The organism is Sodalis sp. RH20, assembly GCF_047324205.1.
GTDB lineage: Bacteria > Pseudomonadota > Gammaproteobacteria > Enterobacterales > Enterobacteriaceae > Acerihabitans.
In genome coordinates, this window is sequence record NZ_CP178733.1 from 2966733 (window position 1) to 2993247 (window position 26515).

The following is a 26515-nucleotide window of genomic DNA, read 5'->3' on the forward strand; positions in this document are numbered from 1 at the left end:
AAACCGGTGTCTATTTTGCCAATCCCAGGCGCGGGATTTCAATTTTCGGGCAGCGATCCATCACCACCTTCATGCCGACATTCTTCGCCAGCACCGCCGCCTGCTCGTTAATCACGCCCAATTGCATCCAGAGTACCTTGGCGTCAATGGCGATGGCTTCCTGGGTCAGATCATAGACCGCTTCCGAACGCCGGAACACATCCACCATATCCACCTTGACCGGAATCTCCGCCAGGCTGCCGAAGACCTTTTGGCCCAGGATTTCCCCGCCGGCAAGCGCCGGGTTAACCGGGAACACCTGATATCCCTGCTGGAGTAAATACGCCATGACGCCGTGGCTGGCCCGGGCGGGATTATCACTGGCGCCCACCAAGGCAATAGTCTTTACAGAAGTCAGAATATCGGCAATATCACTATCGGTCATGAGGCTTCTCCGGTTGCATTTATTGAGTTAAGTGTATACCAAGGCACAAAAATTTAGATAAAACGAACCGGTATAATGATTTCAAAATAAAATTATTTGTGACTAAATGATACAAAAACATTATTATCCGCTAATCAGTTCCGCTTCATGAAGCCAGCGCTGTAGTAAGGAGAGAGAATGCGTTTCTTGATCGCCCTCGTTCTCGGGATCGGCCTGTTTGCCGTTTTCCCGGTCCTGGCGACGACGCTGCGTTTGCCCGCGGAGATTGAGTTATTGATTGTCGACGGCTCGCCCATTGGCAGCACGCTGCTGCGGGGCGCCGACAGCCTGGAGCTGGCGCGGGGCCGCCATCAACTGGTGCTCACCGTCAGCGACCGGGGGTCTGCGGCCACGGCAAGCCGGCATGCCTATACCTCACCTTATATTGTTGTCCAGTTCCACACCCGCAATGCCCGGCAATTAACCTTCCAACTGCCGCCCCTGGCCACACCCGAGCAACGCGACCGTTTCAGCCGCCAGCCGCTAATGCGGCTGATTGATCAGAACGGTGACGCCATTGATGCCACGTTCAGCCGGCTTATCGCCGATCGGGAGGCGTTGCTGGACGCCCTGCGTGGTTACAATCTTAACCGGGAGCCACAGCCGGACGCGTCCCCGTAGCGCCATTGGCGCTAACCGCGGATAAGGTTGTCTTCCCCTGGCCCCGGGCGCGCCCAAGGCCGGTCCGGCACGATATATCCGGGCCAGGGTTTATTTTATCGTAATGCCGGTTTACCGCTTTGCAGTGAAACGGAGTTTCAGTAGTCTATAGACAGACTATTCTATTGAAGGGACAGGAAATGGAGTCAATTAACCGCACCATCGCCGTACGTAAGCATATTGCGTTGGTGGCGCACGATCACTGTAAACAGTCGCTGCTGAACTGGGTGGAAATCAATAAGGATCTGCTGGCGCAGCATATTCTTTACGCTACGGGGACCACCGGCAACCTGGTGCAGCGCAACACCGGCCTGCCGGTGCACAGTATGCTCAGCGGCCCAATGGGGGGCGACCAGCAAGTGGGCGCGCTGATTTCGGAAGGGAAAATCGATGTGCTGATCTTTTTCTGGGACCCGCTGAACGCCGTGCCCCACGACCCGGACGTTAAAGCGCTGCTGCGCCTGGCCACGGTGTGGAATATCCCGGTCGCCACCAACCGCTCCACCGCCGACCTGCTTATCAGCTCGGCACTCTTCAGCGGGGAAATCACTATTGAGATCCCGGATTACCAGCGTTACCTGACGGAACGTTTACAATAAGGCACGGGCCAGGGCCATCCCCCAGCCGGGCGCCCCTGGTCCCACGGTTAGGGTTTTTTGGCCTTCGGCACGCCCAGGCGCGCCAGCTCATCGATAAAGGGCGACGGATGTTCATTATCCGCCAGCAGCCATACTTGCTCTTTTGCCCGGGTCAGGGCGACATATAACAGGCGGCGTTCCTCGGCGTCGGGAAAATCTTCCGGCAGCGGCAACAGCGCCTGTTCAATCACAGATTCCCGCGCCGGCGCGGGGAAGCCGTCCTTACCTTGCGCCAATCCCAGGATAATCACATACTGCGCCTGCTGCCCTTTGCTGCCGTGGATGGTCATGAAATCAAGATTCAGCGTCGGCCAGCGGGTGGCGGCTTTATCCAGCTGCGCCGGGCGCAGATAGTGGTAACGGGCCAGCACCAGGATCCGCTCATCGGGGCGCGCGTAGCCGCTGAGCTTGTCCAGCAGCGCATCCAGGGCGTCGCCCGGCAGAATCATCACCGATTTTTTGGTCCCCTTGGCAAGGCTGTTAAGCGGTTTTTTCAACTGATGGGGATTTTGCAGCACAAACGCATTGGCCACTTCGCCGATACGTTGGTTAAAACGGTAGGTCGTATCCAGCGCGCACAGCGCGCCTGCGCCAAAGCGCTCGCCAAAGGACGTGGTCAGGGCAAGCTCGGCGCCACTGAACCGATAGATGGACTGCCAGTCGTCGCCGACGGCAAACAGGGACGTCCTGCGGTTTTGCTGATACAGCGCGTCCAGCAGTCGCGCGCGCTGGGGCGAGATATCCTGGTACTCATCCACCAGGATATGTTTCCAGGGACTGATAAAGCGGCCTTTTTGCAAAATATCCACCGCCTGGTGTATCAGGCCGGAAAAATCAACCGCGCCCTCGTCCTTGAGCGCCTGCTTCCAGGCCTTTAACAGCGGCGCCAGCAGCCGGACACGTTTGGTAAACAGATCGCGGATCTCTTCCGGCGCCTGTTCAATCATTTGCGCCTGGCTGCCGCCGTGCATGCGCAACAAGCCTATCCAGCGCTCTATCCGCACCGCCAGGCGCTGGGCCAGGCGCTCATCGTGCCAAAAATCGTCCGCGGGAATTTCCCAACCGAGTTCATCGGCGATCCATTGCCGCCATCCTTTCGCCTGCGCCTTTTTCTGCGCGCACTGTTCACGCCAATGGGCGACCAGTAATTTGCGCCGCGCCAGGGTATCGGTTTCCAATGCGCTTACCACCGGGGCCTTTTTACTGCCCTGGCGGATGATAAACAACGCCAGGGCATGGAAAGTCCAGGCCTTGACCCCGTCAACCTGCAATCGCGACCGGATGCGCTCGTCCATTTCCCGCGCCGCCTGCCGGCCGAATGCCAGCATCAGGATCTGTTCCGGCAACGCTTCTTGACGCCGCAACAGCCAACCGGCGCGCGCCACCAGCACCGAGGTTTTGCCGCTGCCCGCCCCTGCCAATACCAATAACGCGTTTTCGCCATTGATGACGGCGCGGCTTTGGGCAAGGTTCAGCGGCGAGCTTTCCACGGTATTGAAAAAATCCTGATGCGCTATCAGCATTTTTTCGCTCCACTGCTGGTTGCGCTGCGCCACCATTGCCGGCCCCTGCTCCAGCCACGCCAGACAGCGGTGATAAGACGCGCGGCAGGGTTCGAACTCATCCAGGCGCGTTACCGGCAGCGGCAACGCGGCGAAGGCTTCACGAATACTTTCCTGCAAAGCCGCCAGTTGATGCAGCGCAAACCAGCTGTCCCGGGAGGTCGCCTGCTCGATGGCGGTGATCTGCTGATGCAGGACGGTGGCGCAGATGCCGCTCATCTCGCGGCTCCATTCCTGCCAGGCCTTCTGCAGATAATGGTGAAAGCGCTGCGTCTCCTGCCATTCGGTGCCATGCAGGCGCACCACCTTGTCCTGCGGCAGCACAAACTCCAGTTCTCCCCAGACGATACCCCGCTTGCAATGGATGGCGACGATTTGGTTGAAAGGAATCAGGTATTGATGCTTATCGCCGCTGACCTCGACGCCGGCATGGAGCAGCCGCACCCGGTTGTAGGGATGCTGGGCGAGGTGCTTGCCGAACGAGGTGGATTTCAGTTCCATAAAGGTATGCCCGGGTTCCGTATCGTTTATGCGTCGGGACGTAGTGTACCCATTTTAACTTGTTCTGCTCCAGCCTGGAAATCAGGGTAGAATAACCGTTATCCTGTCGGGATAAACGGTTTTAATAACAGAATTGTGAATTGACACTTTGGGGACTATGCGTACTTTACTTAATATTCTGAACTTTGTTTTAGGTGGTTTTTTTACCACGCTGGCGTGGCTTCTGGCCACCGTGCTCAGCGTGGTGCTGATCTTCAGCTTGCCTTTTACCCGCTCCTGCTGGGAGATAACCAAACTCTCCCTGCTGCCTTTCGGCAATACCGCCGTGCATGTGGATGAACTTTATCCGGAAAACCGCAGCGCGGTACTGTCATCGGGCGGCACGCTGCTTAACGTGGTGTGGTTTGTCCTGTTCGGCTGGTGGTTGTGCCTGTCGCATATTCTTACCGGCATTGCGCAATGCCTGACGATTATCGGCATTCCCCCGGGCATCGCCAATTTTAAGCTGGCCGTTATCGCCCTATGGCCGGTGGGACGCCGTGTGGTTCCCGTCGAGCTTGCGGAGCAGTTGCGCGCGCATCCGGACCGCCGTTTCTACCGTTGAAGCCATCATAAGGATAGAGTGTGGGATACAGTGTGCTGACATTTGCACCGGGCTTGCGGCGTTTTGCCTTCAGCAGCCGCTGGCGCTACAACCTGCGGATTTTTATTGCGTTGAGCGGCGCGGCGGCGCTGCCGTGGTGGCTGGATATGGCCACGCTCACCATTCCCCTTACCCTTGGCGTGGTTGCCGCGGCGCTGGCGGATCTCGACGATCGCCTAAGCGGCCGGCTGCGCAATCTGCTTATCACCCTGGTGAGTTTTTTCATCGCCGCGGTATCGATTGAACTGTTGTTTCCTTATCCCTGGCTATTCGGTATCGGCCTGGCCGGCTCCACCTGCGGTTTTATTCTTTTGGGCGCACTCGGACAGCGTTACGCCACCATCGCGTTCGGCGCGCTCTTGATCGCCGTGTATACCATGCTGGGGGCCGCCATGTACCAGACCTGGTATCTGCAGCCGGCGTTACTGCTGACGGGCGCCATCTGGTACAACCTGCTGACCTTGTTCGGCCATCTGCTGTTTCCCATCCGGCCATTGCAGGATAACCTGGCCCGTTGTTATAGCCACCTGGCGCACTATCTTGATGCCAAGGCCAACCTGTTCGACCCGGATACCGAAGACGACGACGACGCGCTTATCGAGGTGGCGATGGCGAACGGCAATCTGGTGCAGGCGCTGAATCAAACCAAAGCGTCGCTGCTGACCCGGCTGCGCGGCGATCGCGGCCAGCGCGGCACCCGCCGTACGCTGCATTATTATTTTGTGGCCCAGGATATTCATGAACGGGCCAGTTCGTCCCATGTGCAATACCGGCAATTGCGCGAACAGCTGCGTTACAGCGACGTGCTATTCCGCTTCCAGCGGCTGCTGGCGATGCAGGCGCGCGCCTGCGAAGCCCTATCACAATCGATCCTGCTGCACCAGACTTACCAGCACGACAGCCGTTTCGAACGCGCCTTCAGTCATCTGGATGCCGCCATCGGTCGTGTCGTGGCGCCCAGCCAGATAAAAGCGCTGAAACATCTGCTGAACAACCTGCGCGCTATCGACGCGCAGTTGTCCACCATTGAGTCGGAACAGGCGGTTGCCCGCAACAGCCCGGAAGAGAACAATCTGGCCGACGATAAGCTGACCGGCTGGAGCGATATCCGCATGCGCATCAGCCGCAACCTGAGCCCGGACTCGGCGCTGTTTCGCCATGCCGTGCGCATGTCGCTGGTGCTGTGCGTCGGTTATGCCTTTATCCAGCTCAGCGGGATGCGTTACGGCTATTGGATCCTGCTGACCAGCCTGTTCGTCTGCCAACCCAACTACCAGGCGACGCGTCGCCGGCTGGCGTTAAGGATAATCGGCACGCTGGCGGGTATCCTTATCGGCCTGCCGATCCTCTATTTTGTCCCGTCCATCGAAGGTCAACTGATCCTGATCGTGGTCAGCGGTACGCTGTTTTTTGCCTTTCGCAACGTGCAATATGCCCAGGCGACCATGTTTATCACCCTGCTGGTGATGCTGTGTTTTAACCTGCTGGGCGAGGGATTCGATGTGGCGGTGCCGCGGGTGTTCGACACCTTTGTCGGCTGCGCCATCGCCTGGGCCGCGGTCAGCTTTATCTGGCCGGACTGGCGTTTTCGCCGCCTGCCGGTGGTGGTGAACAACAGCCTCGCGGCCAACTGCCGCTACCTTGACGCCATTCTGGTGCAGTATCATCAGGGCAGGGATAACCGCCTGGAATACCGCGTAGCGCGGCGGGATGCCCATAACCGCGACGCGGAGCTGGCCTCGGTGGTATCCAATATGGCGGCGGAGCCGAGAACCCGCAGCGAGCTGCTGGAGTCGGCGTTTCGCCTGTTGTGCCTGAATCACACCCTGCTGAGCTACATCTCGACGCTTGGCGCGCACCGGGAGCGCATTGTTGACCCGGCGCTGATGGCGGTGCTGGACGATGCCGTCTGTTATGTGGACGACGCGCTGCAATGCCAGGAGCATTTCGCGCAGCGGGTGGAACAGGAACGGGAACGGCTTATCGCGCGCATCCAGCGGCTGTTGCCGGACCCGGAAGCCAGGGAACAGCTGGTTTTGCAGCAAATCAGCCTGTTGCTTGATTTGCTGCCGGAACTGATTGAGCGTAAACAGCACATAGAAAAACAGTGACGGCGCCGCATGCCGCCGCCGGGCGGCATGCATTAACCGGCGGCTAGCGGCAGGGGAGCCGCGAAAACCAGTCCAGAAGCTCGCTGCGCTGCACCTGGGGCAACGCGGCATAGTGGCGCCCTGACAATGCCCCTTCCAGCGCGAGCAGCACGGTGACGCCCAGGTTCCGCTTGATTTTACGCAGTTTCAAATAGCTGCTTTTGGCGCCGTAATAGCGCAAGGCATCGATATCCCTGATACCGGCCTTCCATAACAGGCGCTCGATACCCTGCCCGATATTGGGCAAATCCTTTAACCGCAAGCTGGCCGCCTTGATGCGCGTTTCCTGCCTGGCCTCGTCGATGGCGCGGCGCGCCAGGTCCAGCAGCGTGTGTACGTCTTCCCACAGGCGTTCATCGACGTGATAATAGTTAAGCGCCACCGGCAGGCCCCGTTTGGTATAAATCAGCCGGCTCATTCCCTGCCCGAGGTAGATATGCTCGCTTTGCCGGGTGCCGCGCAGGTACAGTTCGCCGTCCAGAATCAGGCCGAACATGATTTTATCGGCGGCGATGCTGTACCCGCCGAACTGTGAACGGGTGGAAATATCACCCAAGGGAGAAAAGCAGTTTTTAGCCTGTGCAATGCGGCATTTATGTAGTACTTCCATGAACTTCTCCTTGTTGTGGACCGCGAGATTCCTTACTCAAAATTCGCAACAGCCCATAAAAATACGGTATTTTCCCAGCGGTTTTCAACTTAATCTCGGCGCGACGATCATTAAGTGGCAATTCTGCGAAGGTCATTAAATTTTTGATTGATTTTCGCGCCAAACCTCTATACTGTGTTTTTATACAGTGACACAGGGGCGGACACAAAATGCAGACTCAATACCATGCCAATTCTTCTCGGACGCAGCCAAGCCAGGGTGAACAGCCGATCGACAGCACGACGGCCCGTCCGGAGCAGGGTTTTATCAGCGAAGTGGTTTATTTCGAGGATCAGCCGGTTGTGGGGAATATTCTGTTGCCGTTGCTGCGTCTGCTGGGCACGCAGTCGCGCTGGCTGCTCTGGCTTACGTCGTCTCGCAGATTGAGCCGCCCCTGGCTTGAACAGTCGGGCCTGCCCCTGGAAAAAATGGTGCAGTTGCGCCATCGCACCGCGTTCGATACCGTCGCCGCCATGGAGAAAGCACTCTGGACGGGGAATTACAGCGTCATTTTGGGCTGGTTTCCGACGGAATTGACGGCGGATGAGAAAATTCGCCTGCGTGACGCAGCGCAGCATGGCGGCACTTATGGGTTCATCATGTACCCGCAAAATGAGGTTTGCCGGAAATCTGGACAGTTTTCAGGCTTAAAGATTCATTCTACTTTGTATCATTAAGTAAATTTAAGATTAATCTCATTAGGGGCGTCGCATCTTGTGATTTCCGCCCCTGTAACTCAGAACAATCCAGTATATACGCGGTTCCCCGCCCGCAACGGCGCCTAAAGCGATATCACTTTTTTCGTCCCTATCATCAATAAAGCCTATATGAAACGCTGTTTTTTATTAGCGGCTTACTACATCTTACTTGTAAGTTTCCTACTTCGTTGTAGACTTTAATTCGCCAGGGCTGCTCTATAACGCCTTTTAAGGGCGATGTACAAACCCAGAGCATGGACACTGGCAATGGAATATTTAAATTAGCTTTAAGAGCTCATTGCCTATTTGGATGATAACGAGGCGCAAAAAATGAAAAAGACAGCTATCGCACTTGCAGTGGCACTGGCGGGTTTCGCGACCGTAGCGCAAGCCGCTCCGAAAGACAACACCTGGTACACCGGTGGTAAACTGGGCTGGTCCCAGTATCACGATACCGGGTTCTACGGTAACGGTTATGACAGCCGCATCGGCAATGGCCCAACCCGCAACGATCAAATCGGCGCAGGTGCTTTTGTTGGTTACCAGGCTAACCCTTACTTAGGGTTTGAACTGGGTTATGACTGGCTGGGTCGTATGGCCTATAAAGGCAGCGTTGATAACGGTGCATTTAAAGCCCAGGGCATTCAGTTGACCACTAAACTGAGCTACCCGCTTAACGATGACCTGGATATCTATACCCGTCTGGGTGGTATGGTATGGCGTGCTGACTCCAAAGCTAACTATGCTAATGGAGCCGGTGGTCGTCTGAGCGACAACGACACTGGCGTTTCTCCGTTGGCGGCTGCAGGTCTTGAATACGCAGTAACCAAAAACTGGGCAACCCGTCTGGAATACCAGTGGACCAACAATATCGGTGATGCCGGTACCGTTGGCGCCCGTCCTGACAATGCTCTCGTGAGCGTAGGTGTTTCCTACCGTTTCGGTCAAGATGAAGTTGCCGCTCCTGCACCGGCTCCTGCCGCTGCACCGGCTCCTGTTGTCCAGACCAAACACTTCACCCTGCGTTCCGACGTGCTGTTCGGCTTCAACAAATCTCAGTTGAAACCTGAAGGCCAGCAGGCTCTGGATCAGCTGTATTCCCAGCTGAGCTCGATGGATCCTAAAGACGGTTCTGTTGTCGTTCTGGGCTATACCGACCGTATCGGTTCTGAACAATACAACCAGAAACTGTCTCAGGCTCGTGCGCAAAGCGTAGTGACCTACCTGGTATCCAAGGGTATCCCTTCCGACAAGATTTCCGCACGTGGCATGGGCGAATCTAACCCCGTCACCGGCAATACTTGCGATAACGTGAAACCGCGTGCAGCATTGATCAACTGCCTGGCACCGGATCGTCGCGTAGAAATCGAAGTGAAAGGTATCAAAGAAGTGGTAACACAGCCGCAGGCTTAAGTGTTGTCAGCTTCATAAAAAAACCCCGCCTGGCGGGGTTTTTTATTGTCCGTCCCACCCTATTTCCCCGCTAGCCCTCTTCACCCAGGATGGCTTTCAAATCTTCTTTCAGGGAAGACATCTGCGTGGCGTATTTCTCTTTACGCTCGGCATCTTCCAGCAGGTTAACAATGGTTTCCGAGAGGGTTTTACCCCGCCGCTGCGCCAGGGCCGCCAACCGTTGCCATACCAGGTATTCCAGGTCGATGGATTTTTTGCGCGTGTGCTGATGCTCGGCGTTGAAATGACGTTTGCGTCTTGCCCGTATCGTCTGCTTCATCCGGTTGTCGAGCGCAGGATTCATATTCTCCCGGATCCAGAGAACGATGTTGTCCGGTTGATGCTCATAAAGCATCAAGGTGGCGACCGCTTCCTCCGCCGCGCTATTTTCTTCATGCCGGGTGATTCGTTCACCTTCACGATGTTTTTTTACCAGATAGGTCCATTTCCATCCGGTTTCCAGATTTTCAAGCTGCTGGTATTTCATATATCGCCCACCCGTGACCGTGTAACGTTAGACCGATAATAGCAGTTCCGCGCGTAAAATTTCTAACATTCGTTTCATTCCGCCTATTTTTTAATCATACACGGCGACAAGTTTCCCTGAATCGCCGATGAATGCAAGATGCGTGAGACTCGGAGAGGGGAATTCTTGTATAATCCCCGTTTCCCTGTTTAGCGACGTTACCGATTACCTTGACCATTAAACAATTAGAATGGAAATATTTAATTCCCGAGCTTTCGCCTTTCGAAGCGGTGTTTGCCCAACCCTCCCAGCCACTGCCAGCACCCATGGATGTGCTGCAGCCTCGTTTGATGGACGGCCTGACGCAATTTTGCCACTCCCGCTCGCCGAGCCGTTTTCTGCTGCTTACCGCGCAGGAAGATGAGGAATATTTCCAGTTAATCACCGAGACGGTTAAACAGCTGCTGCCCCAGGGCGAAAGCGTTATCGGCAGCCGGTATGTCATTACGGGTAATGGCGTGACAGTGCAGCCCGCCACCCGGCGCGACGATAATTTTGCCGGGCGCGCCAGGGGGCTGTACCAGCCCTGGATTGAACATGAGCAGTTATTCGGCTGCGTCAGGTGCTACCGCGACGTACTTGATCTGCAGCCGGGCAAGATGCATGAAGCCAATGGCGGGGTGCTGGTGCTGGGCGCCAAGGCCCTGGCCAGCCAGCCGTTAATGTGGCTGCGTCTCAAGCAGATGATATTGCAGCAGCGTTTCGACTGGCTGGCATTGGACGAAACCCGTCCGCTGCCGGTGTCCATACCGTCGATGCCGCTCGATCTGCGCCTGGTGATCATTGGCGATCGCGAGTCGCTGGCCGACCTGAACGATCTGGAACCCGATCTGACCAAACTGGCGTTGTATGCCGAATTTGAGTCCGACGTAAAGATCCTGGCGGCCGAGGATATGCAGAACTGGTGCGCCTACGTCAACAGCCTGCTGCGCACCCTGGCGCTGCCGCAGCTGACCCCTGACGCCTGGCCGGAAATGGTCAGGCAGGCGGTGCGCTACAGCGGCGATCAGTACCAACTGCCGCTTTGCCCGCATTGGCTGACCCGGCGTTTCAGGGAAGCGGTGCTGTATAGCGAGCAGGGAGCCATCACCGCCGAGGCCCTGTATAACAGCAACCGGACCCGGATCTGGCGTGAAAGTTATCTTACCGAGCGCATGCAGGATGAGATATCGGAAGGACAGATCATGGTTGAAACCGAGGGCGCCATGGTCGGCCAGGTCAATGCGCTGTCGGTGCTGGATTTCCCGGGCCATCCCCTGCCGTTTGGCGAGCCCTCGCGCATCAGCTGCGTAGTCCATCTCGGCGACGGCGAAATCAACGATGTTGAACGTAAGGCCGAGCTCGGCGGCAATCTTCATGCCAAAGGCATGATGATCATGCAGGCCTTCCTGATGGCGTCCCTGGAACTGGACCAGCAGTTGCCCTTCTCCGCGTCGCTGGTGTTTGAGCAATCCTACGGTGAAGTGGACGGCGACAGCGCGTCGCTGGCGGAATTGAGCGCCCTGATAAGCGCCCTGTCCGGCAAACCGATAGTGCAGCAGATTGCCGTTACCGGATCCGTGGATCAGTTTGGCCGCGTCCAGCCCATCGGCGGCGTGAATGAAAAAATCGAAGGTTTCTTTGCCCTGTGCGAGAGCCGCGGGCTTGATGGTTCGCACGGCGTGATTATTCCCGCCGCCAATGTGCGCCATCTGTGTCTGCACGAAGAATTGGTCGAAGCGGTGCGGAATGAGCAATTCCATATCTGGCCGGTGGAGACCATTGATGAGGCGTTGGAGTTGCTGACCGGGATCCCCTACGATCACGAGCAGAAGCCCAATCTGATTGCTTCAATACGCGAGCGCATCGCTTATATTAATCAGCACGAACGCCTGCGTTTACCCTGGGGATTCCGCTGGCTTAACTGGTTCAATCAGAGCTGATGGACTTGTCCCGGGTAAGGATGTTGGTTAATGTGCGTGATTCATTAATAAAGGTTTGGATAACATGGTAGATAAACGCGACTCATATACAAAAGAAGACCTGCTTGCCTGTGGCCGCGGGGAATTATTCGGTAAAGAAGGCCCGCCGCTTCCCGCGGGAAACATGCTGATGATGGACCGCGTGGTTAAAATGACCGAAGACGGCGGCAGCCATAATAAAGGTTACGTCGAAGCAGAATTGGATATCCATCCCGATATGTGGTTCTTCGGTTGCCATTTTATCGGCGACCCGGTGATGCCCGGCTGCCTGGGGCTCGACGCCATGTGGCAGTTGGTGGGATTTTACCTCGGCTGGCTGGGCGGTGAAGGCAAAGGCCGCGCCTTAGGCGTGGGCGAAGTGAAATTTACCGGCCAGGTGCTGCCCAGCGCTAAGCGGGTCACTTATCGTATTCATTTCCGTCGGGTAGTGAACCGTCGCCTGGTGATGGGTCTTGCGGATGGCGAGCTGCTGTGCGATGGTCAGGTTATATACACCGCAAGCGATTTGAAAGTCGGTCTGTTTAAAGATACCGGCGCATTCTAAGCGCCTGGATATGAAACCTCCGCGAAAGCGGAGGTCAATTCCTTTGCTGACAAGTGGCTTACAACGTCACCGACCTGTCCTCCATGGCTTTTCGCCAACCTCCCAACCAGTGAGACCGTGCATCCAGGGACTGAAAAGGACATATCTCACTTGAGCGTCCGGATAATCCCGCTTGATAACCACGTGAATGTGCGCGTTCAAGGCGATCTCGTTTTTGTCTCTTCATGCCGTGTTTCCCTCATCTTGTTTGGTGGAAAGAAAACGGTAATCACATTTCTGCAATTACCCTTTATCTTTAGCGATAAAAGAGTAAGAAATCAACGCAGCATTTCACAAAAGCGTCATACCAAAAATGCATAATGGGCACATTTTGCCTGCAAAGTTGGCGGTTACAGGCAGCTTAAGCTACTGAAAACCGGCTGAACTGCGCGCCTGGAGAGTTAAGGAATCTTAACCTGCCGAGGCGCGTTTTGGTTTTAGAACGTTTTGTTATTAGGGCAGCCGGGAAATTTGTGCGGCCGCTTCCTGGCCGATTTGCTGCCAGCCCTGCGCCAAGGTCCTGACCAGGGCGTCATAGCCGTCCTGGTCCTGTTTCAGCGTCAGGATGAACGGGTGGCGGGTCACCTGGCTATTATGCGTCAATACCCACTCGCCCTGAATAACCGCCCGCCCGTCGTAACGGCCGTGAAAACCGGTGACGTTGAATTCCAGCGTATCCTGATCTCCCTGCCCCTGGCTTGCGGACACCAGCACGCCGGGAAGCCGATTGCTTAAATGGGCGATCATGGTTTGCTGCAATTGCTGCTCCAGCGGACTGGCCCACAGGTTATTGCTGGCGGTGACGTAGCGCACGTCGCTTTGCTGGTAGACTACGCCGCTGCCGGCCAGATAATCCGACACGTTAACCCGGGAGAGCCATATATGCCGCGTGACGCCGGCGGACGGCAGTCCCTGCCCGGCGTTGTCCTGGGCCGCGACCGGCAGTTGGTAATAATGCTTGTCGCTGTTGCCGCCGCAGGCGGCCAGCAATAACGCCAGCGCCAGCAGAATCCCTTTTCTCATCATTTCGCCCTCTTCGGCTTCGGATCTTTGCCGCTATCGGCCTCGAACACCAGCGCGTTGCTCTTGTTGTTCAGCGTGCGCAATACCGGCTGCAGTTCCCGCAGAACCTGATCGAGTCGTTGCATATTATCCACCATTTTATTGTAGGCCGGGGAACCGGGCTGGAACCCTCTCATGCTGCTGTTCAGTTCGCGCAAGGTACGCTGCATATCCTGCGGCAATTGCTGCATCGACTGGCTCCCGGTAATCTGGTTCACCGATTTCAGCGTCTTTTGCAGCTCGCGCAGGGTACTCTGGCTTTGCGCCAGGGTACTGGTGGCTTCATTAATCATCGGGTTGAGCGGCAGGCTATTGATCTTATCAAGAGTCAGCATCAGCTTCTGCTGGATTTGCGCCAGGCCGCCGCTGGTGGTCGGCAGCACCGGATAACCGTTAACGACTTTTTCGCCGTCCCAGGGCTTGGCCTGCGGATAAAAATCAAGATCGACGAACAGCGAGCCGGTCAGCAGGCTGGCGCTTTTTAACGAGGCGCGCAGCCCGTGTTCGCCGGCTTCCTTGATGCGGGAATTAATATCAAATTTGTCGCCCAGTTTGCCGGCCAGGCGGTCTGGTTCAATGCGGATCAGCACCGGTATCTGGTAATTATCATCGATAGCCTGCTTGATCGCCGTCTCGAGGAACGGCACCTGGGCGACGGTGCCCAGGCGGATGCCGCGAAACTCGACCGGCGCGCCAGGCTGCAGGCCGCGGACGGAATCATTGAAGAACAGCAGATAATCCTTATGCACCGTATACAGCGAATCCGAGATGCTGTTCTTATTATCAAACAGCTGGAAGGACTGGTGTTCAGTCGCGCGATCGCCCAGATCCCAGCCGGTGGGTACGTCAAAACTCACGCCGCCACTGAACAGGGTGGTCAGCGACCCCATCTCCACCCGCATTCCCTGGGCGGACATATCAAAAGCCACGCCGCTGTCTTTCCAGAAACGCACGTTGGTGGTTACCAGGCTGTCGTAGGGCGCGCTGATAAACAGCTGGTAGCGCATTTTGCGCTGTTGCGGATCGAAGTAGCTGGTTTGTACCGTGCCGACCCTGAAGCCGCGGAACAGCACCGGATCGCCGGCATTGAGCTGCCCGGACTGGTCGCTGTCGAGCTCGACGCGAATACCCTTGGCATCCGGCGAGGCCAGCGGCGGCGAGTCAAGCAGATTGAAGGTGTCGGCGTCCTCGGCGTTGGCGCCGGGCTGCAGCTGGATATAGGCCCCGGACAACAGGGTTCCCAGGCCGGAGATGCCCTCGCGGCCAATCTGCGGCTTGACGACCCAGAACGCGGAATCGCGGCGCAACAGCTTTTCCATGCCGTTATTGATGCGAGCTTTGATTTCCACCTGCTGCAGGTTATCGCTTAGCACCACGCTTTCCACCATGCCGACGTCGACGCTGCGGCTTTTAATGGCGGTTTTGCCGGCCTCGATACCTTCCGCGCTGGTGGTGGTCAGGGTAATGACCTTACCCTGGTGACTGAAGTGGTAATAGAGGATCCACGCGCCTATCAACACCGTCACGATCGGAATGATCCATACCGGCGACCAGCGCTTGATTTTCTCCACCTGGGCGACGTCGTACTTATTGTCCGTCAACGGAAGACTCCTTTTGGTTTTTACTTTCGGTCCGATCCCAGATAAGACGCGGGTCGAACATCTGCGCGGCAAACATGGTTATCATCACCACCATGGCAAATAACACCGCGCCGATGCCCGGTGTAATACTCATTAACTGCCCCATCCTCACCAGCCCGGACAGCACCGCGATCACAAAGACATCAATCATCGACCAGCGGCCGACAAATTCGACGATTTCATAGAGAAAATGCATCCGCTCGCTGTCGCGCCGGCCTCTGTCCGCGCGCGCATCCCAGCACAGCCAGGCCAGGGCGATCATTTTCAGGGTCGGCACCATGATACTGGCGATAAAAATCACCATCGCCACCGGATAGGAACCGTCATCCCACAAGATGATCACCCCGGCGATAATCGTCGAGTTAAGTTTGCTGCCCAAGCCTTCGGTTATCATGATCGGCAGGATATTGGCCGGGATATACAGCATGATGGAGGTCACCAGCAGCGCCATGGTCCACTGCAGGCTGTTATGCCGCCTGGCGTGCTCTCGGGTACGGCAGCGCGGGCAGGTACGCTGTCCGGCGGGCAGGATCAGGGTGCAGCAGCTGCACGCGCGGATCCCCTGCGCCAGGCCGCCGACCCCCGGGCGCACCCTGGTCACCGGCGACACCGCCGGCATGATGTTATCCCATAGCCAACGCTGATCGATGCATTGGAATGCCCGCTGCTGCAGCAGGCAGAACAGGCAAAACGGCAGAAAGCTGATGCCTACGCCGATATCGCCGTAGGCCATCAGCTTGACAAAACTGACCAGCACGCCCGCCAGAAAAATTTCCGCCATGCCCCAGGCGCGCAGGGCGAACAGCGACTTGGCCAGGAAAGCCTTCAGACGAAACGACAGGGGAAACCCAAGGCACAGGAGGATGATGGCGACCATGCATACCGCGGGGATGAGCTGGACAAACAACAGGAACAGGCTGGCCAGGCTGGCGAAATGATCCGCCACCATGATCCCGGGAATTTGCGGCAGGGTAATCTGGCGTCCGATGCCCGACACCTTCATATTGACGAAAGGAAATAAATTGGCCAGCACCAGCATTATCAGCGCGCTGATGGCAAACATCACCGGCTGGAGGCGCGGGTTGGACCAGCGGCTTATCAGGGTATTGCCGCAGCGGGGACAGACGCCTTTCTGGCCGTCGGTCAATTCCGGCAGGGCCACCAGGAGATCGCAATGCGGACAAAGCACGTACTTAGGGTGATGGACGGCAGAACACATGCATTTCTCCTCATAGCACCGATGCCGTTTGGCGGCCCGATCGGGATTCCCATCGTTCCCGATCGGGTTCATGTCACTCTTTTGGTCCGTTCTTTAACGCTTCAAGCTCTTCCCAGCGGGCAAAGGCCGTTTCCAGCGCCTGTTCGGCGCCGGCCATGCGCGCAATCACCGCCTGGGTTTTTTCGTGCGGCTGGCTGAAAAAATCCGCGTCCGCCATTTCGGCCTGGAGGGCATTGATTTCCTGCTCCAGGCGTTCAATCTCCTGCGGCAACATGTCCAGCTCACGCTGTAGGTTATAACTCAATTTGGCGGGGGCGCGCTTCGCATTAAGCGGCTTTGGCGCCTCGGCGACGCGATTTTTTTCGGCATGGGCGGGCGCGACGCGCAGCGAGCGCATATTTCGGCGCTGGTTCTGGGCGTCGAAATAGCCGCCGACAAAGCTGCTGATTTGACCTTCCCCTTCAAAAATCCAGCATTCGGTCACCGAGTTGTCCACGAACTGACGGTCATGGCTGACCAGCAGCACCGTGCCCTGGTAGCCGTCGATCATCTCTTCCAGCAGTTCCAGCGTCTCGACGTCCAGGTCATTGGTCGGTTCATCCAGAATCAGCAGGTTACTGGGATTGAGGAACAATTTGGCCAGCAGCAGCCGGTTGCGCTCGCCGCCGGACAAGGCTTTTACCGGCGTCATGGCGCGCTTGGGGTGAAACAGGAAATCCTGCAGGTAACCCAGCACATGGCGCGAACGGCCGTTGACCATCACTTCCTGTTTACCTTCGGCCAGGTTGTCCATGACCGTGCGTTCGGGATCCAGTTCGGCGCGATGCTGGTCAAAATAAGCCACTTCCAGCTTGGTGCCGCAGTGGATGCGTCCGCTGTCCGGCTGCAGTTGGCCGAGCATCAGTTTTAACAGCGTGGTCTTGCCGCAGCCGTTAGGGCCGATCAGGGCGATTTTATCGCCACGCTGTACCTGGGCGCTGAAGCCGCTGACCAAGACTTTATCCGCCAGGCGATAGCTGACGTCTTCCATTTCAAAGACGATTTTACCCGAGCGGGTGGCTTCCTCCACCTGCATCTTGGCGCTGCCGATAACCTCGCGCCGTTCGCTTCTTTCATTGCGCAGCGCCTTTAACGCGCGCACGCGGCCCTCGTTACGGGTGCGCCTGGCCTTGATGCCCTGGCGGATCCACACTTCTTCCTGCGCCAGTTTCTTGTCAAACTCGGCGTTTTGCAGTTCCTGTACCCGCAGCTCTTCTTCCTTGCCTTCAAGGTATTTGTCGTAATTGCCTGGCCAGGACACCAGCTTACCGCGATCCAGATCGACAATGCGCGTCGCCATATTGCGGATAAACGAACGGTCATGGGAAATGAAAATAATGCTGCCGGGGAAACTTTTCAGGAAGGTTTCCAGCCAGTCGATGGTTTCAATATCCAGATGGTTGGTCGGTTCATCCAGCAGCAAGACCTGGGGCTCGCAGACCAGGGCCCGGCCGAGCGCCGCTTTACGCAGCCAGCCGCCCGAGAGGGCCGACAGCTCCGTATCGGCGGTCAGACCCAGCTGTTCCAGCACTTCGTTGATGCGTTTTTCCAGATGCCATAAATTCTGGTGGTCAAGGATCTCCTGCAGACGGCCCATTTCCATCAGGTTTTTATCGCTGGGATCCTGTTCCACCAGATGGGAAACGGCATGGTAGGCCTTCAGCGTTTGCGCCTGTTCCTGCACGCCCTCGGCGACGAAATCATAGACGCTGCCGCTCACGTTGCGCGGGGGATCCTGCTGCAGGCGGGCAACGATGGTATCCTGCTCGAAAATCAGTTGCCCGTCGTCCAGCGGCACCTCTTTGCTGAGGATTTTCATCAGGGTGGATTTGCCCGCCCCGTTGCGCCCGACCAGGCAGACGCGTTCGTTACGTTCTATATGAAGCTCGGTATTATCCAGCAACGGCGCATCGCTGAACGATAGCCAAGCGCCGGAAAGGCTGATTAATGACATGGCGTTTATTGATCCTGATCGGCATGGCTTATCAGCCAGCTGTTGTGAATATGGCGATTACGGGCGAAGTCCTGGGAGCGGGTTTGCTCGGTGATGGACCGCGCCTTCAGGCCGAGGGCCTGTAATCCTTCGGCATCCAATTGGAAACCGCGTTTATTATTGGAGAACATCATGGTGCCGCCCGGGCGTAACAATCTTTTCAGATCTTTCATCAGCACCAGGTGATCCCGTTGCACGTCGAAGCTTTCAGACATGCGTTTTGAATTGGAGAACGTGGGGGGATCGATAAAAATCAGATCGAAGGTTTCCTGCGACAGTTCAAGCCAGGACAGGCAATCAGCCTGGATCAGGCGATGCTGCTTGCCGACCAGCCCATTGCTGCGCAGGTTTTTTTCCGCCCATTCCAGATAAGTGCGCGACATATCCACCGAGGTGGTGCTGCGCGCGCCGCCGATGCCCGCATGCACGCTGGCGCTGCCGGTATAAGCGAACAAGTTGAGGAAATCCTTGCCGCGGCTCATCTCGCCCAGCATTTTACGCGCGATGCGATGATCGAGGAACAGACCGGTATCCAGATAATCGGTCAGGTTGACCCAGAGTTTGGCGTCATATTCGTCCACCAGCAGAAATTCGCCCTTCTGCGCCAGCTTCTCGTACTGGCTTTTGCCTTTCTGCCGCTCGCGGGCCTTCACCACCAGTTGGCTGGCGGGGATATCCAGCACCGACAGGGTCGCCGAGATGGCGTCGTAGAGTCGCTGGCGCGCTTTTTCCGGCTCAATGGTTTTTGGCGCCACATACTCCTGGATCACCACCCATGAACTGTAGCGATCGATGGCGACGTTATATTCGGGCAAATCGGCGTCATAAAGACGATAACAATCCAGATGCTGCTTGGCGGCCCATTTTTCCAGGCCGCGGATATTTTTACGCAGCCGGTTGGCGAAATCGGGCGCGATGTCGCGGGCTACCGCCACGTTCGGCGTCTCGGCCAGCAGGTAGTTTTTCTGCTCGCAGTCCAGCGGGCCGTTTTTTGCTTTAAACGAACGCTCCGCGCGTAATTGCAGCGCGCTTAACAATACCGGCGACGCGCTGAACAGCGACAGCCGCCAGCCGCCGAACCGGCTTTTCATGATGCGCCCGAGCAGATTATACAACGCGATCAGCGCCGGCTCGCTTTCCAGCCGCTCGCCATAGGGCGGATTGCTGATCACCGTGCCGGTCGGGCCGTCAGGCTGCGGGTTGGCCAGATTAGCCACATCATTAACCGAGAAGGTGATCAGATCGGCGATGCCTGCGTGACGGGCATTGGCGCGCGCTTTTTCCAGCACGCGCGCATCGTTGTCGGAGCCAAAAAAGCGTGAAGCGGCGCCGGCCCCCGCCGCGGCGCGCGCGCGCGCCGCGTCCAGCACTTCCTGCCACAGGGATTCGTTATGGCCGCGCCAGCCGTAAAAGCCCCATTGCTGACGCAGCAGGCCGGGCGCACGATCCGCCGCCATCAGCGCCGCTTCGATCAGCAGGGTGCCGGAGCCGCACATTGGGTCCAGCAGCGGCGTGCCCGCCTGCCAGCCGGAGCGCAGCACGATGGCGGCCGCCAGGTTTTCCTTGAGCGGCGCCTGGCCCGCGCCGTCGCGGTAGCCGCGCTGGTGCAGCCCGCCGCCGCTCAGGTCCAGCGATACCATGGCATGGTCGCGGTGCAAAAACACCTGCACGCGGATATCCGGCTGCTGTTTGGCCACGTCCGGACGCTGGTCCAGGGCATCGGCGAAACTGTCGACGATGGCGTCTTTTACCCGCAGAGTGCCGTACTGGCTGTTGCGGATAGCCTCATTGGTGCCGCTGAAATGCACGACAAAGGACTTATCCACCGAAAAAATCGCCGGCCAGTCGATACCCCGCACCCCTTGATAGAGGTCATCATCGCTGAAAACGTCAAAATCGGTCAGCGGCAGCAGGATGCGCGAAGCCAGGCGGCTCCAGAGCAGGCTTTGGTACAGCAGCCGATCGTCGCCGTGAAAGTGCACCCCGCCCAGGGCTATTTTACAGTCGAGCGCACCCAGTGCTTCCAGCTCGCTTTTTAACAGTTCTTCTAAACCTTGTGCCGTACTGGCAAAGAGTGCGTTCATCATGTCACTTATCATCAAAAAGAAAAATCGTTGGGCATTATAGCTAATCCCGACCCATTGTCATAAAGTTGGCCCAACAGAGTGTTCCGGCAGGGAGGCAAAGTGGTCAGTTTATCGCGGTTATATATTCATCCGGTGAAATCAATGCGCGGTTTGCAGGTATCCCATGCGCTGGCGGGCGCCGAAGGTCTGGCCTTTGACCGGATATTCATGGTTACCGACCCGGACGGTACTTTTATTACCGCCCGCCAATATCCGCAAATGGTGCTGTTTACGCCGGTGATGGTACAAAACGGCCTGCACCTTGGCGCGCCGGACGGACAAAGCATGTTGGCGCGCTTTGCCGATTTCACGCCTGACGGCCGCCCCACCGAAGTCTGGGGCAACCATTTTACCGCGTATGTGGCACCCGAGGCCATCAATAACTGGTTAAGCGGCTATTTAGGTCGCGCGGTGCAGCTACGCTGGACCGGGGAGCAAAGCCACCGGCGGGTCAAACGCTATCCCGGCATACCGCTGTCGTTTGCCGACGGTTACCCCTTTTTGCTGATCGGCGAGGCTTCGTTCAGGGATTTGCAGGGGCGCTGTCCCGCCGGCATCAATATTACCCAGTTCCGGCCGAATTTGGTGGCGGCGGGCGCGGCGCCTTTTGCCGAGGACGGCTGGCGGCGCATTCGCATCGGCGACGTCGAGTTCGAGGCGGTCAAGCCCTGCAGCCGCTGCGTGCTCACCACCGTGAGCGTGGAACTGGGCCGTAAACACCCGGCGACGGAGCCTTTGCGCACCTTGCAGGGCTACCGCACCGCCGATAACGGCGATGTGGATTTCGGCCAAAATCTGATCGCGCGCTCCAGCGGCATCATCCGCGCCGGCGACATGATTGAAATACTGGCGGAACAGGAGCCCAGGCGTTACGGAGGCGGCGCGGTAAGCGCAACCCTGGCGGCGCCGGTGGACGGCGAGCGGCAGGTGATGATTGATTACCAGGGACGGCGCTTTCGCGGCAATAACCAGCAGGTATTGCTGGAGCAGCTTGAGCAACAGGGGATTCACATTCCTTATTCATGCCGGGCAGGCATCTGCGGCACCTGCAAGGTAAGGTTGCTTGAAGGCGAGGTCGCGCCGCTGAAAGCCAGCGCGGTCGAAGAACCCGGCCAGGTGCTGTCCTGCAGTTGCATACCCAAAAGCGATTTGCGTCTTGGCTAACTTCCGGGCGGCATACGCGCCCCGCATACGCCGAAAGGCGGCTACACCGCGGCGGCGTACTGGATATCGTCCTGGCGCGGGTAAGGTAATAACCGGTCGTGCATAATTTTGATGGCGTCGCCCAGCACGATTTTACGCGCGGCCAGGGTAAGCTGCGCCTGCGCCAGCACGCACAGGCTGGCGTTATCGCCCGCTTCCGCCACCAGCAGCCGCGCATATTCGCCATTGTCATTCAGGCGCACCAGCACGTCGTCGCCCATCACGGGATGCCAGTTCAACGGCGTGGGCTGCGGCCGGAAATGCCAGCTCTTCGGCATCAGTGGTTTGAGGAAGCGCAATGCCACCAGGGCATTGAGGATAAGCTCCGCCTGCTGTTCTTCCTTTAACGGCAGCGCCCGACACTTTTCGGCTAAGGTAAAATAGAGCGCGGCGTCGTCTACGCAGAATACCGTTTCGCTAAACGCATCGGGCGTCAGTGTCTTAGCGCAAAAGCGTGAACGGAATATCATACCGTCAGCGAGATCCAGCATCATCCGATCATGCTCGGCATCATAAAACCAACGCCAATTATCGCCGGGAGTGAATTTCATCTTTAAATCCTTTCATCACGTCGCAATCGATTATGAAATATCCTGCAAAGAATTTTAGCGTTTAGAAAATAATTCTACGGATAAATTAACAGCAAACGGATAAAAGATAAACGAGCCTGGGGAATAAATAAACCCCCCAAGCCGTTTAATGAGAAAAAAATGATCAAATATGGGTAACAATGTCTTTAATCAGACGGGGACCGTGAAAAATAAAGCCGGAATATATTTGAATAAGCGCGGCGCCGGCGTCCATTTTTTCCCTCGCGGCGATCAGGGAATCAATTCCCCCTACCCCGATGATGGGCAATTTGCCGTTTAATTCACGGAACAGTCGGCGAATCACTTCCGTACTGCGCGCTTGTAAGGGACGGCCGCTTAACCCGCCGGTCTGGTTGCAATGGTTCAGGCCCTGCACCAGGTGCCGGTCGGTGGTGGTGTTGGTGGCGATGACGCCGTCGATATTATGACGGACCAGGCTGTCGGCAACCTGGACCAGCTCTTCGTCCGTCAGGTCGGGGGCTATTTTGACCGCAACCGGAACATATTTGTGGTGATACTTTTGCAGTTCGGACTGCTTATTCTTAATCGCCAACAATAAATCGTCCAGCGCTTCGCCGAATTGCAGCGTGCGCAGTCCCGGGGTATTGGGGGAGGAAATGTTTATCGCTATATAGCCTGCGTAAGGATATATCTTATCCATGCACAGCAGATAATCCTCCTTGCCCTGCTCCACCGGCGTCGCCTTGTTTTTGCCGATATTGATTCCCAACACGCCGCCAAAATGGGATTTTTTAACGTTTTCAACCAGATAATCCACGCCTTTATTGTTAAATCCCATCCGGTTGATCAGCCCTTCCGCCTCGACAAGCCGGAACAGGCGTGGTTTATCATTACCGGGCTGCGGACGCGGCGTTACCGTGCCGACCTCGATAAAGCCAAAACCCATGGCGCCGAGCGCGTCGATGCAATCACCATCTTTATCCAGGCCGGCGGCGAGTCCCAGCGGATTCTTAAACGCTATCCCCATGCAATTGACCGTCTTGGTCGGCACCGACTGGCGCACCAGAAACTCGAATGGCGTGCCGCTAATTCGGCGCAACTGCTGGAAGGTTAATTCATGGGCACGTTCTGGATCGAGCTGGAATAAAGCCTGTCTGATGAGGGGATAAAACATATCGTCTCCTGATATCCCGGTGGCAACCGGGGCGGTATTATCAAGTATCGGGCGCGGAAAAGAAATCAAACGGCGTAAAAAAAGCGCGATCGCTCGCGCCAGATCAAAAAAGCCCCCTTGCGGCGGGGTTATGGCGCGTCGGCGGGGCGCCATAACCCCGCCGCCGCCGGTCTAACCTAAGGCCTTGGTGATTTTTTCATACAAATCCCCGGACAGGTTCGGCAGCGCCTGCAACGTCGCCAGCGCCTCGCGCATCAATGCCTGGCGCGACTCATCGTAACGCCGCAGCCGGATCAGCGGCTCGATAAGCCTTGAGGCCACCTGCGGATTACGCGTATTCAGCTCGACCAGGATTTCGGCCAGGAAGCGGTAGCCGCTGCCGTCGGCGGCATGGAACGCCGAGGGATTGCCCGCGCTGAACGCGCCGATGAGCGACCGGATACGGTTAGGGTTGTTCAGGCTGAAGGAGCGATGGGTCAGCAGGGATTTAACCTGGGCGAGCACATCGTCGGCCGGGCTGGTGGCCTGCAGGGTAAACCATTTATCCATCACCAGGCCGTCATGATGCCAGCGCTCGTCGAACTCGGCCAGCAGCGTCGCCTGGCACGGCAGCTGCGCCGCCACGGCGGCGGACATCGCCGCCAGCGCATCGGTCATATTGTCCGCCGCGTGATACTGCGCGGTGGTGAGCCTGACCGCCCGATCGTGTTCGCCGAACGCCAGGTAATACAGGCAAATATTGCGCAAAGCGCGCTTGCCGATATCCGCGTGCACGACCCGGTATACCGGCGTCTTGTTGGCCTGGTAAACCGCCAGCAGCTCATCGGCCAGCTCCGTCGCCAGACAGCGGATCAGCGCCTCATGCACTTCATGGATGGCCGCCGGATCGATAACGCTGAATAATTCCGCCATCTCGTTTTCGCTGGGCAGCGTCAGGATCTGCGCCGCCAGCGCCGGGTCGAGGGAGGGGTCGAGCAACACGCCCCGGAAGGCATCGGCCACATGCAGCGGCAGGCTCAGCGGCAGGCCCTGGCTCACGCGCGCCACGCTCAGGCGAATATAAATCGACAGCAGGCTCTGCGCGGCGTCCCAACGGGAAAACTCGTCGGTGGCAAAACGCATCAGCAAGGTAAGCTGCTGATCGCTATAGGGGTAATCGAGCTTCACCGGCGCGGAGAATCCGCGCAGCAGCGACGGCACCGGCAACGACGGCACATCGTCAAAAATAAACGTCTGCACCGCGTCGGTGATATTCAGCACATTGTTCACCGGCCGGCCGTCGCGCCGCAAAGGAATCACCTGGCCCTGGATATCATAAAGCTCGATATCCAGCGGAATATGCAACGGCAGTTTCTCTGCCTGATCGGCGGTCGGCGGGGTCATCTGGCTGACGTGCAGCTGATATTGCCGCAACTCGGGGTTATAGTCATCGCGCACCGACAATACCGGCGTACCGGACTGGCTATACCACCGGCGGAACTGGGTCAGGTCGATACCGGAAGCCTGTTCCATGGCGTTGACAAAATCATCGCAGGTGGCGGCGGATCCGTCGTGGCGCTCAACATACAGCCGCATCCCGGCCTGGAACTTTTCTTCGCCCAAAAGCGTATGCAGCATGCGGATCACTTCCGCGCCCTTTTCATAGACCGTCACGGTATAGAAGTTATTCATCTCGATAACCTTCTCGGGACGAATCGGGTGGGCCATCGGGCTGGCGTCCTCGGCAAACTGCGAGCCGCGCATCACGCGCACGTTGCCGATGCGGTTCACCGGGCGCGAGCCGAGATCGGCGCTGAATTCCTGATCGCGAAAGACCGTCAACCCTTCCTTCAGGCTCAGTTGGAACCAGTCCCGGCAGGTGATACGGTTGCCGGTCCAGTTATGGAAATACTCATGGCCGATAACCCGCTCGATATTCAGATAATCACTATCGGTGGCGGTCTCAGCGCGCGCCAGCACATATTTGGAATTGAACACATTCAATCCCTTGTTTTCCATGGCGCCCATATTAAAGAAATCCACGGCGACAATCATAAAGATGTCGAGATCGTATTCCAGGCCGAAGCGGGCTTCATCCCAGCGCATCGCCTGCTTAAGCGAGGTCATAGCCCAATCGGCGCGATCCAGGTTGCCGCGATCGACAAACAGCTCCAGCGCCACCTCGCGTCCGGAACGGGTGGTGAAACTGTCGCGCAGCACGTCGAAATCGCCGGCCACCAGGGCAAAGAGATAGCAGGGTTTAGGGAACGGGTCCTGCCAGACCACCCAATGGCGGCCGTCGGCCATTTCGCCGCCGTCAATGCGGTTGCCGTTGGACAGCAGGAAGGGATAGCGTGTTTTGTCGGCGATAATGCGGGTGGTAAAGCGCGCCAGCACGTCCGGGCGGTCCAGATAATAAGTAATATGGCGGAAACCCTCCGCCTCGCATTGCGTGCACAGGGCGTCGCCGGACAGGTACAGCCCTTCCAGCGCCGAGTTCTGCGCCGGATGAATCACATTCACGATGGTAAGGGTAAACGCCCCGGGCAGCTGTTCAATCACCAGCAGCGGCCCTTCCTGACGGTAGTGCGCCCAAGGCTGCCCATCGATGCTGACGTTAAGCAGCTGCAGGTCCTCGCCGTTTAATACCAGCGGCGCTCCCGCCGGTCCTTTCCTGACAACGTTACTGACCGCCGTTACCGTAGTGGTTTCGGCGTTAAGATCAAACTCCAGGCTGATATCGGTGATGGTATAATCCGGCGCACGATAATCATGGCGGTATTTTGCTAGCGGCTGTTGAGTCATAATTAACCTTTTGGCATCGTCATTGATTTCTCTGTGATAAGTCTATTCCTGTTAAGACCATGTTGCCATTGTTAAGCGGCATGGCCCGTTAAAATGCCCGCGCAGGGGGTTGAAAAAGATCGTGACGCTGCACCACGGGTTTTATCATGTCGTTTCAGCCCGGACGGCACGTTTAAGCCTCGACGTTGCAGCGCCATTTATGATTTGATGTGACTACACTTACAGAACAAGCCGGGTA

The 26515-nt window shown here is 57.3% G+C and carries 22 protein-coding genes; 9 read left to right on the forward strand and 13 right to left on the reverse strand.

Annotation, left to right across the window (positions count from 1 at the left end; genetic code table 11):
• Positions 1–10: 10 nt before the first annotated feature.
• Positions 11–424 (reverse strand): CoA-binding protein, encoded by a 414-nt coding sequence (locus ACL2XM_RS13760; RefSeq protein WP_410015867.1) that lies wholly within the window; start codon positions 422–424, stop codon positions 11–13.
• Between the two features lie 177 nt (positions 425–601).
• On the opposite strand from ACL2XM_RS13760, the gene ACL2XM_RS13765 reads away from it, so the two are divergent.
• Together ACL2XM_RS13765 and ACL2XM_RS13770 are read left to right on the forward strand one after the other, a co-directional pair.
• On the forward strand, positions 602–1084 hold the full coding sequence (locus ACL2XM_RS13765; RefSeq protein WP_413728724.1) for a DUF2057 family protein: 483 nt from the start codon (positions 602–604) through the stop codon (positions 1082–1084).
• Between the two features lie 179 nt (positions 1085–1263).
• A complete protein-coding gene (locus ACL2XM_RS13770) occupies positions 1264–1722 on the forward strand; it encodes a methylglyoxal synthase (protein ID WP_410015869.1) in 459 nt (152 codons plus the stop codon).
• Positions 1723–1769: 47 nt separating this feature from the next.
• Here the strand turns inward: ACL2XM_RS13770 and helD are convergent, their stop codons facing one another.
• A complete protein-coding gene (gene helD / locus ACL2XM_RS13775; RefSeq protein ID WP_413722403.1) occupies positions 1770–3824 on the reverse strand; it encodes a DNA helicase IV in 2055 nt (684 codons plus the stop codon).
• A 157-nt stretch (positions 3825–3981) separates the two neighbouring features.
• Here helD and ACL2XM_RS13780 point away from each other — a divergent pair, with 157 nt between their 5' ends.
• Positions 3982–4428: a YccF domain-containing protein gene (locus ACL2XM_RS13780; protein ID WP_410015871.1), complete on the forward strand. Its 447-nt coding sequence runs from the start codon at positions 3982–3984 to the stop codon at positions 4426–4428.
• Between the two features lie 32 nt (positions 4429–4460).
• Entirely contained in the window at positions 4461–6578 is a 2118-nt protein-coding gene (yccS, locus tag ACL2XM_RS13785; protein WP_410015872.1) for a YccS family putative transporter, read from the forward strand.
• 43 nt (positions 6579–6621) lie between these two features.
• Here yccS and ACL2XM_RS13790 read toward each other — a convergent pair whose 3' ends face one another.
• Complete coding sequence (locus tag ACL2XM_RS13790) at positions 6622–7227, reverse strand: TfoX/Sxy family DNA transformation protein (protein WP_410015873.1); 606 nt, start codon at positions 7225–7227, stop codon at positions 6622–6624.
• 209 nt (positions 7228–7436) lie between these two features.
• Here ACL2XM_RS13790 and sulA point away from each other — a divergent pair, with 209 nt between their 5' ends.
• Together sulA and ompA are read left to right on the forward strand one after the other, a co-directional pair.
• Positions 7437–7943, forward strand: coding sequence for an SOS-induced cell division inhibitor SulA (sulA, locus tag ACL2XM_RS13795; RefSeq protein ID WP_410015874.1), 507 nt, complete (start codon positions 7437–7439; stop codon positions 7941–7943).
• A gap of 351 nt (positions 7944–8294) precedes the next feature.
• A complete protein-coding gene (gene ompA, locus ACL2XM_RS13800) occupies positions 8295–9377 on the forward strand; it encodes a porin OmpA (RefSeq protein ID WP_410016588.1) in 1083 nt (360 codons plus the stop codon).
• 70 nt (positions 9378–9447) lie between these two features.
• On the opposite strand, the gene matP is transcribed toward ompA, so the two are convergent.
• Complete coding sequence (gene matP, locus ACL2XM_RS13805) at positions 9448–9903, reverse strand: macrodomain Ter protein MatP (RefSeq protein ID WP_410015875.1); 456 nt, start codon at positions 9901–9903, stop codon at positions 9448–9450.
• A gap of 209 nt (positions 9904–10112) precedes the next feature.
• Between matP and ACL2XM_RS13810 the strand changes: the two genes are divergently transcribed.
• On the forward strand, positions 10113–11864 hold the full coding sequence (locus ACL2XM_RS13810) for an AAA family ATPase (RefSeq protein ID WP_413722402.1): 1752 nt from the start codon (positions 10113–10115) through the stop codon (positions 11862–11864).
• A gap of 64 nt (positions 11865–11928) precedes the next feature.
• Positions 11929–12447 carry a bifunctional 3-hydroxydecanoyl-ACP dehydratase/trans-2-decenoyl-ACP isomerase gene (fabA, locus tag ACL2XM_RS13815; protein WP_413733165.1) on the forward strand — a complete coding sequence of 173 codons (519 nt, stop codon included), beginning with the start codon at positions 11929–11931 and terminating at the stop codon, positions 12445–12447.
• Positions 12448–12505: 58 nt separating this feature from the next.
• Here fabA and rmf read toward each other — a convergent pair whose 3' ends face one another.
• The 6 genes from rmf to rlmKL all read right to left on the reverse strand — a co-directional run bounded on the left by rmf (position 12506) and on the right by rlmKL (position 20523).
• Positions 12506–12673, reverse strand: coding sequence for a ribosome modulation factor (gene rmf, locus ACL2XM_RS13820; RefSeq protein WP_162364658.1), 168 nt, complete (start codon positions 12671–12673; stop codon positions 12506–12508).
• Positions 12674–12939: 266 nt separating this feature from the next.
• On the reverse strand, positions 12940–13509 hold the full coding sequence (pqiC, locus tag ACL2XM_RS13825) for a membrane integrity-associated transporter subunit PqiC (RefSeq protein ID WP_410016589.1): 570 nt from the start codon (positions 13507–13509) through the stop codon (positions 12940–12942).
• Positions 13509–15149: an intermembrane transport protein PqiB gene (gene pqiB, locus ACL2XM_RS13830; RefSeq protein WP_413728726.1), complete on the reverse strand. Its 1641-nt coding sequence runs from the start codon at positions 15147–15149 to the stop codon at positions 13509–13511. Before pqiB ends, pqiC begins: the two co-directional genes overlap by 1 nt.
• Positions 15136–16407 (reverse strand): membrane integrity-associated transporter subunit PqiA, encoded by a 1272-nt coding sequence (pqiA, locus tag ACL2XM_RS13835; protein ID WP_410015879.1) that lies wholly within the window; start codon positions 16405–16407, stop codon positions 15136–15138. Before pqiA ends, pqiB begins: the two co-directional genes overlap by 14 nt.
• 73 nt (positions 16408–16480) lie before the next feature.
• The gene (locus ACL2XM_RS13840; RefSeq protein ID WP_413733167.1) at positions 16481–18400 is read right to left on the reverse strand and encodes an ABC transporter ATP-binding protein; all 1920 of its coding nucleotides are present in this window, start codon (positions 18398–18400) and stop codon (positions 16481–16483) included.
• Positions 18401–18405: 5 nt separating this feature from the next.
• Entirely contained in the window at positions 18406–20523 is a 2118-nt protein-coding gene (rlmKL, locus tag ACL2XM_RS13845) for a bifunctional 23S rRNA (guanine(2069)-N(7))-methyltransferase RlmK/23S rRNA (guanine(2445)-N(2))-methyltransferase RlmL (protein WP_413730962.1), read from the reverse strand.
• A 102-nt stretch (positions 20524–20625) separates the two neighbouring features.
• On the opposite strand from rlmKL, the gene ACL2XM_RS13850 reads away from it, so the two are divergent.
• Complete coding sequence (locus ACL2XM_RS13850; RefSeq protein ID WP_413730713.1) at positions 20626–21729, forward strand: YcbX family protein; 1104 nt, start codon at positions 20626–20628, stop codon at positions 21727–21729.
• A gap of 41 nt (positions 21730–21770) precedes the next feature.
• On the opposite strand, the gene ACL2XM_RS13855 is transcribed toward ACL2XM_RS13850, so the two are convergent.
• The 3 genes from ACL2XM_RS13855 to pepN all read right to left on the reverse strand — a co-directional run bounded on the left by ACL2XM_RS13855 (position 21771) and on the right by pepN (position 26277).
• The gene (locus ACL2XM_RS13855; protein WP_413728729.1) at positions 21771–22319 is read right to left on the reverse strand and encodes a cell division protein ZapC; all 549 of its coding nucleotides are present in this window, start codon (positions 22317–22319) and stop codon (positions 21771–21773) included.
• 163 nt (positions 22320–22482) lie between these two features.
• Entirely contained in the window at positions 22483–23493 is a 1011-nt protein-coding gene (pyrD, locus tag ACL2XM_RS13860; protein ID WP_410015883.1) for a quinone-dependent dihydroorotate dehydrogenase, read from the reverse strand.
• A 171-nt stretch (positions 23494–23664) separates the two neighbouring features.
• Positions 23665–26277 (reverse strand): aminopeptidase N, encoded by a 2613-nt coding sequence (pepN, locus tag ACL2XM_RS13865; RefSeq protein WP_410015884.1) that lies wholly within the window; start codon positions 26275–26277, stop codon positions 23665–23667.
• Positions 26278–26515: the final 238 nt, after the last annotated feature.

Excerpts from the sequence above, each read along its gene's own strand:
- ACL2XM_RS13760 (WP_410015867.1), bottom strand. The coding sequence starts at position 424 with ATGACCGATAGTGATATTGCCGATATTCTGACTTCTGTAAAGACTATT.
- ACL2XM_RS13765 (WP_413728724.1), top strand. The coding sequence starts at position 602 with ATGCGTTTCTTGATCGCCCTCGTTCTCGGGATCGGCCTGTTTGCCGTT.
- ACL2XM_RS13770 (WP_410015869.1), top strand. The coding sequence starts at position 1,264 with ATGGAGTCAATTAACCGCACCATCGCCGTACGTAAGCATATTGCGTTG.
- helD (WP_413722403.1), bottom strand. The coding sequence starts at position 3,824 with ATGGAACTGAAATCCACCTCGTTCGGCAAGCACCTCGCCCAGCATCCC.
- ACL2XM_RS13780 (WP_410015871.1), top strand. The coding sequence starts at position 3,982 with ATGCGTACTTTACTTAATATTCTGAACTTTGTTTTAGGTGGTTTTTTT.
- ACL2XM_RS13790 (WP_410015873.1), bottom strand. The coding sequence starts at position 7,227 with ATGGAAGTACTACATAAATGCCGCATTGCACAGGCTAAAAACTGCTTT.
- sulA (WP_410015874.1), top strand. The coding sequence starts at position 7,437 with ATGCAGACTCAATACCATGCCAATTCTTCTCGGACGCAGCCAAGCCAG.
- ompA (WP_410016588.1), top strand. The coding sequence starts at position 8,295 with ATGAAAAAGACAGCTATCGCACTTGCAGTGGCACTGGCGGGTTTCGCG.
- matP (WP_410015875.1), bottom strand. The coding sequence starts at position 9,903 with ATGAAATACCAGCAGCTTGAAAATCTGGAAACCGGATGGAAATGGACC.
- fabA (WP_413733165.1), top strand. The coding sequence starts at position 11,929 with ATGGTAGATAAACGCGACTCATATACAAAAGAAGACCTGCTTGCCTGT.
- rmf (WP_162364658.1), bottom strand. The coding sequence starts at position 12,673 with ATGAAGAGACAAAAACGAGATCGCCTTGAACGCGCACATTCACGTGGT.
- pqiC (WP_410016589.1), bottom strand. The coding sequence starts at position 13,509 with ATGAGAAAAGGGATTCTGCTGGCGCTGGCGTTATTGCTGGCCGCCTGC.
- pqiA (WP_410015879.1), bottom strand. The coding sequence starts at position 16,407 with ATGTGTTCTGCCGTCCATCACCCTAAGTACGTGCTTTGTCCGCATTGC.
- ACL2XM_RS13840 (WP_413733167.1), bottom strand. The coding sequence starts at position 18,400 with ATGTCATTAATCAGCCTTTCCGGCGCTTGGCTATCGTTCAGCGATGCG.
- rlmKL (WP_413730962.1), bottom strand. The coding sequence starts at position 20,523 with ATGAACGCACTCTTTGCCAGTACGGCACAAGGTTTAGAAGAACTGTTA.
- ACL2XM_RS13855 (WP_413728729.1), bottom strand. The coding sequence starts at position 22,319 with ATGAAATTCACTCCCGGCGATAATTGGCGTTGGTTTTATGATGCCGAG.
- pyrD (WP_410015883.1), bottom strand. The coding sequence starts at position 23,493 with ATGTTTTATCCCCTCATCAGACAGGCTTTATTCCAGCTCGATCCAGAA.
- pepN (WP_410015884.1), bottom strand. The coding sequence starts at position 26,277 with ATGACTCAACAGCCGCTAGCAAAATACCGCCATGATTATCGTGCGCCG.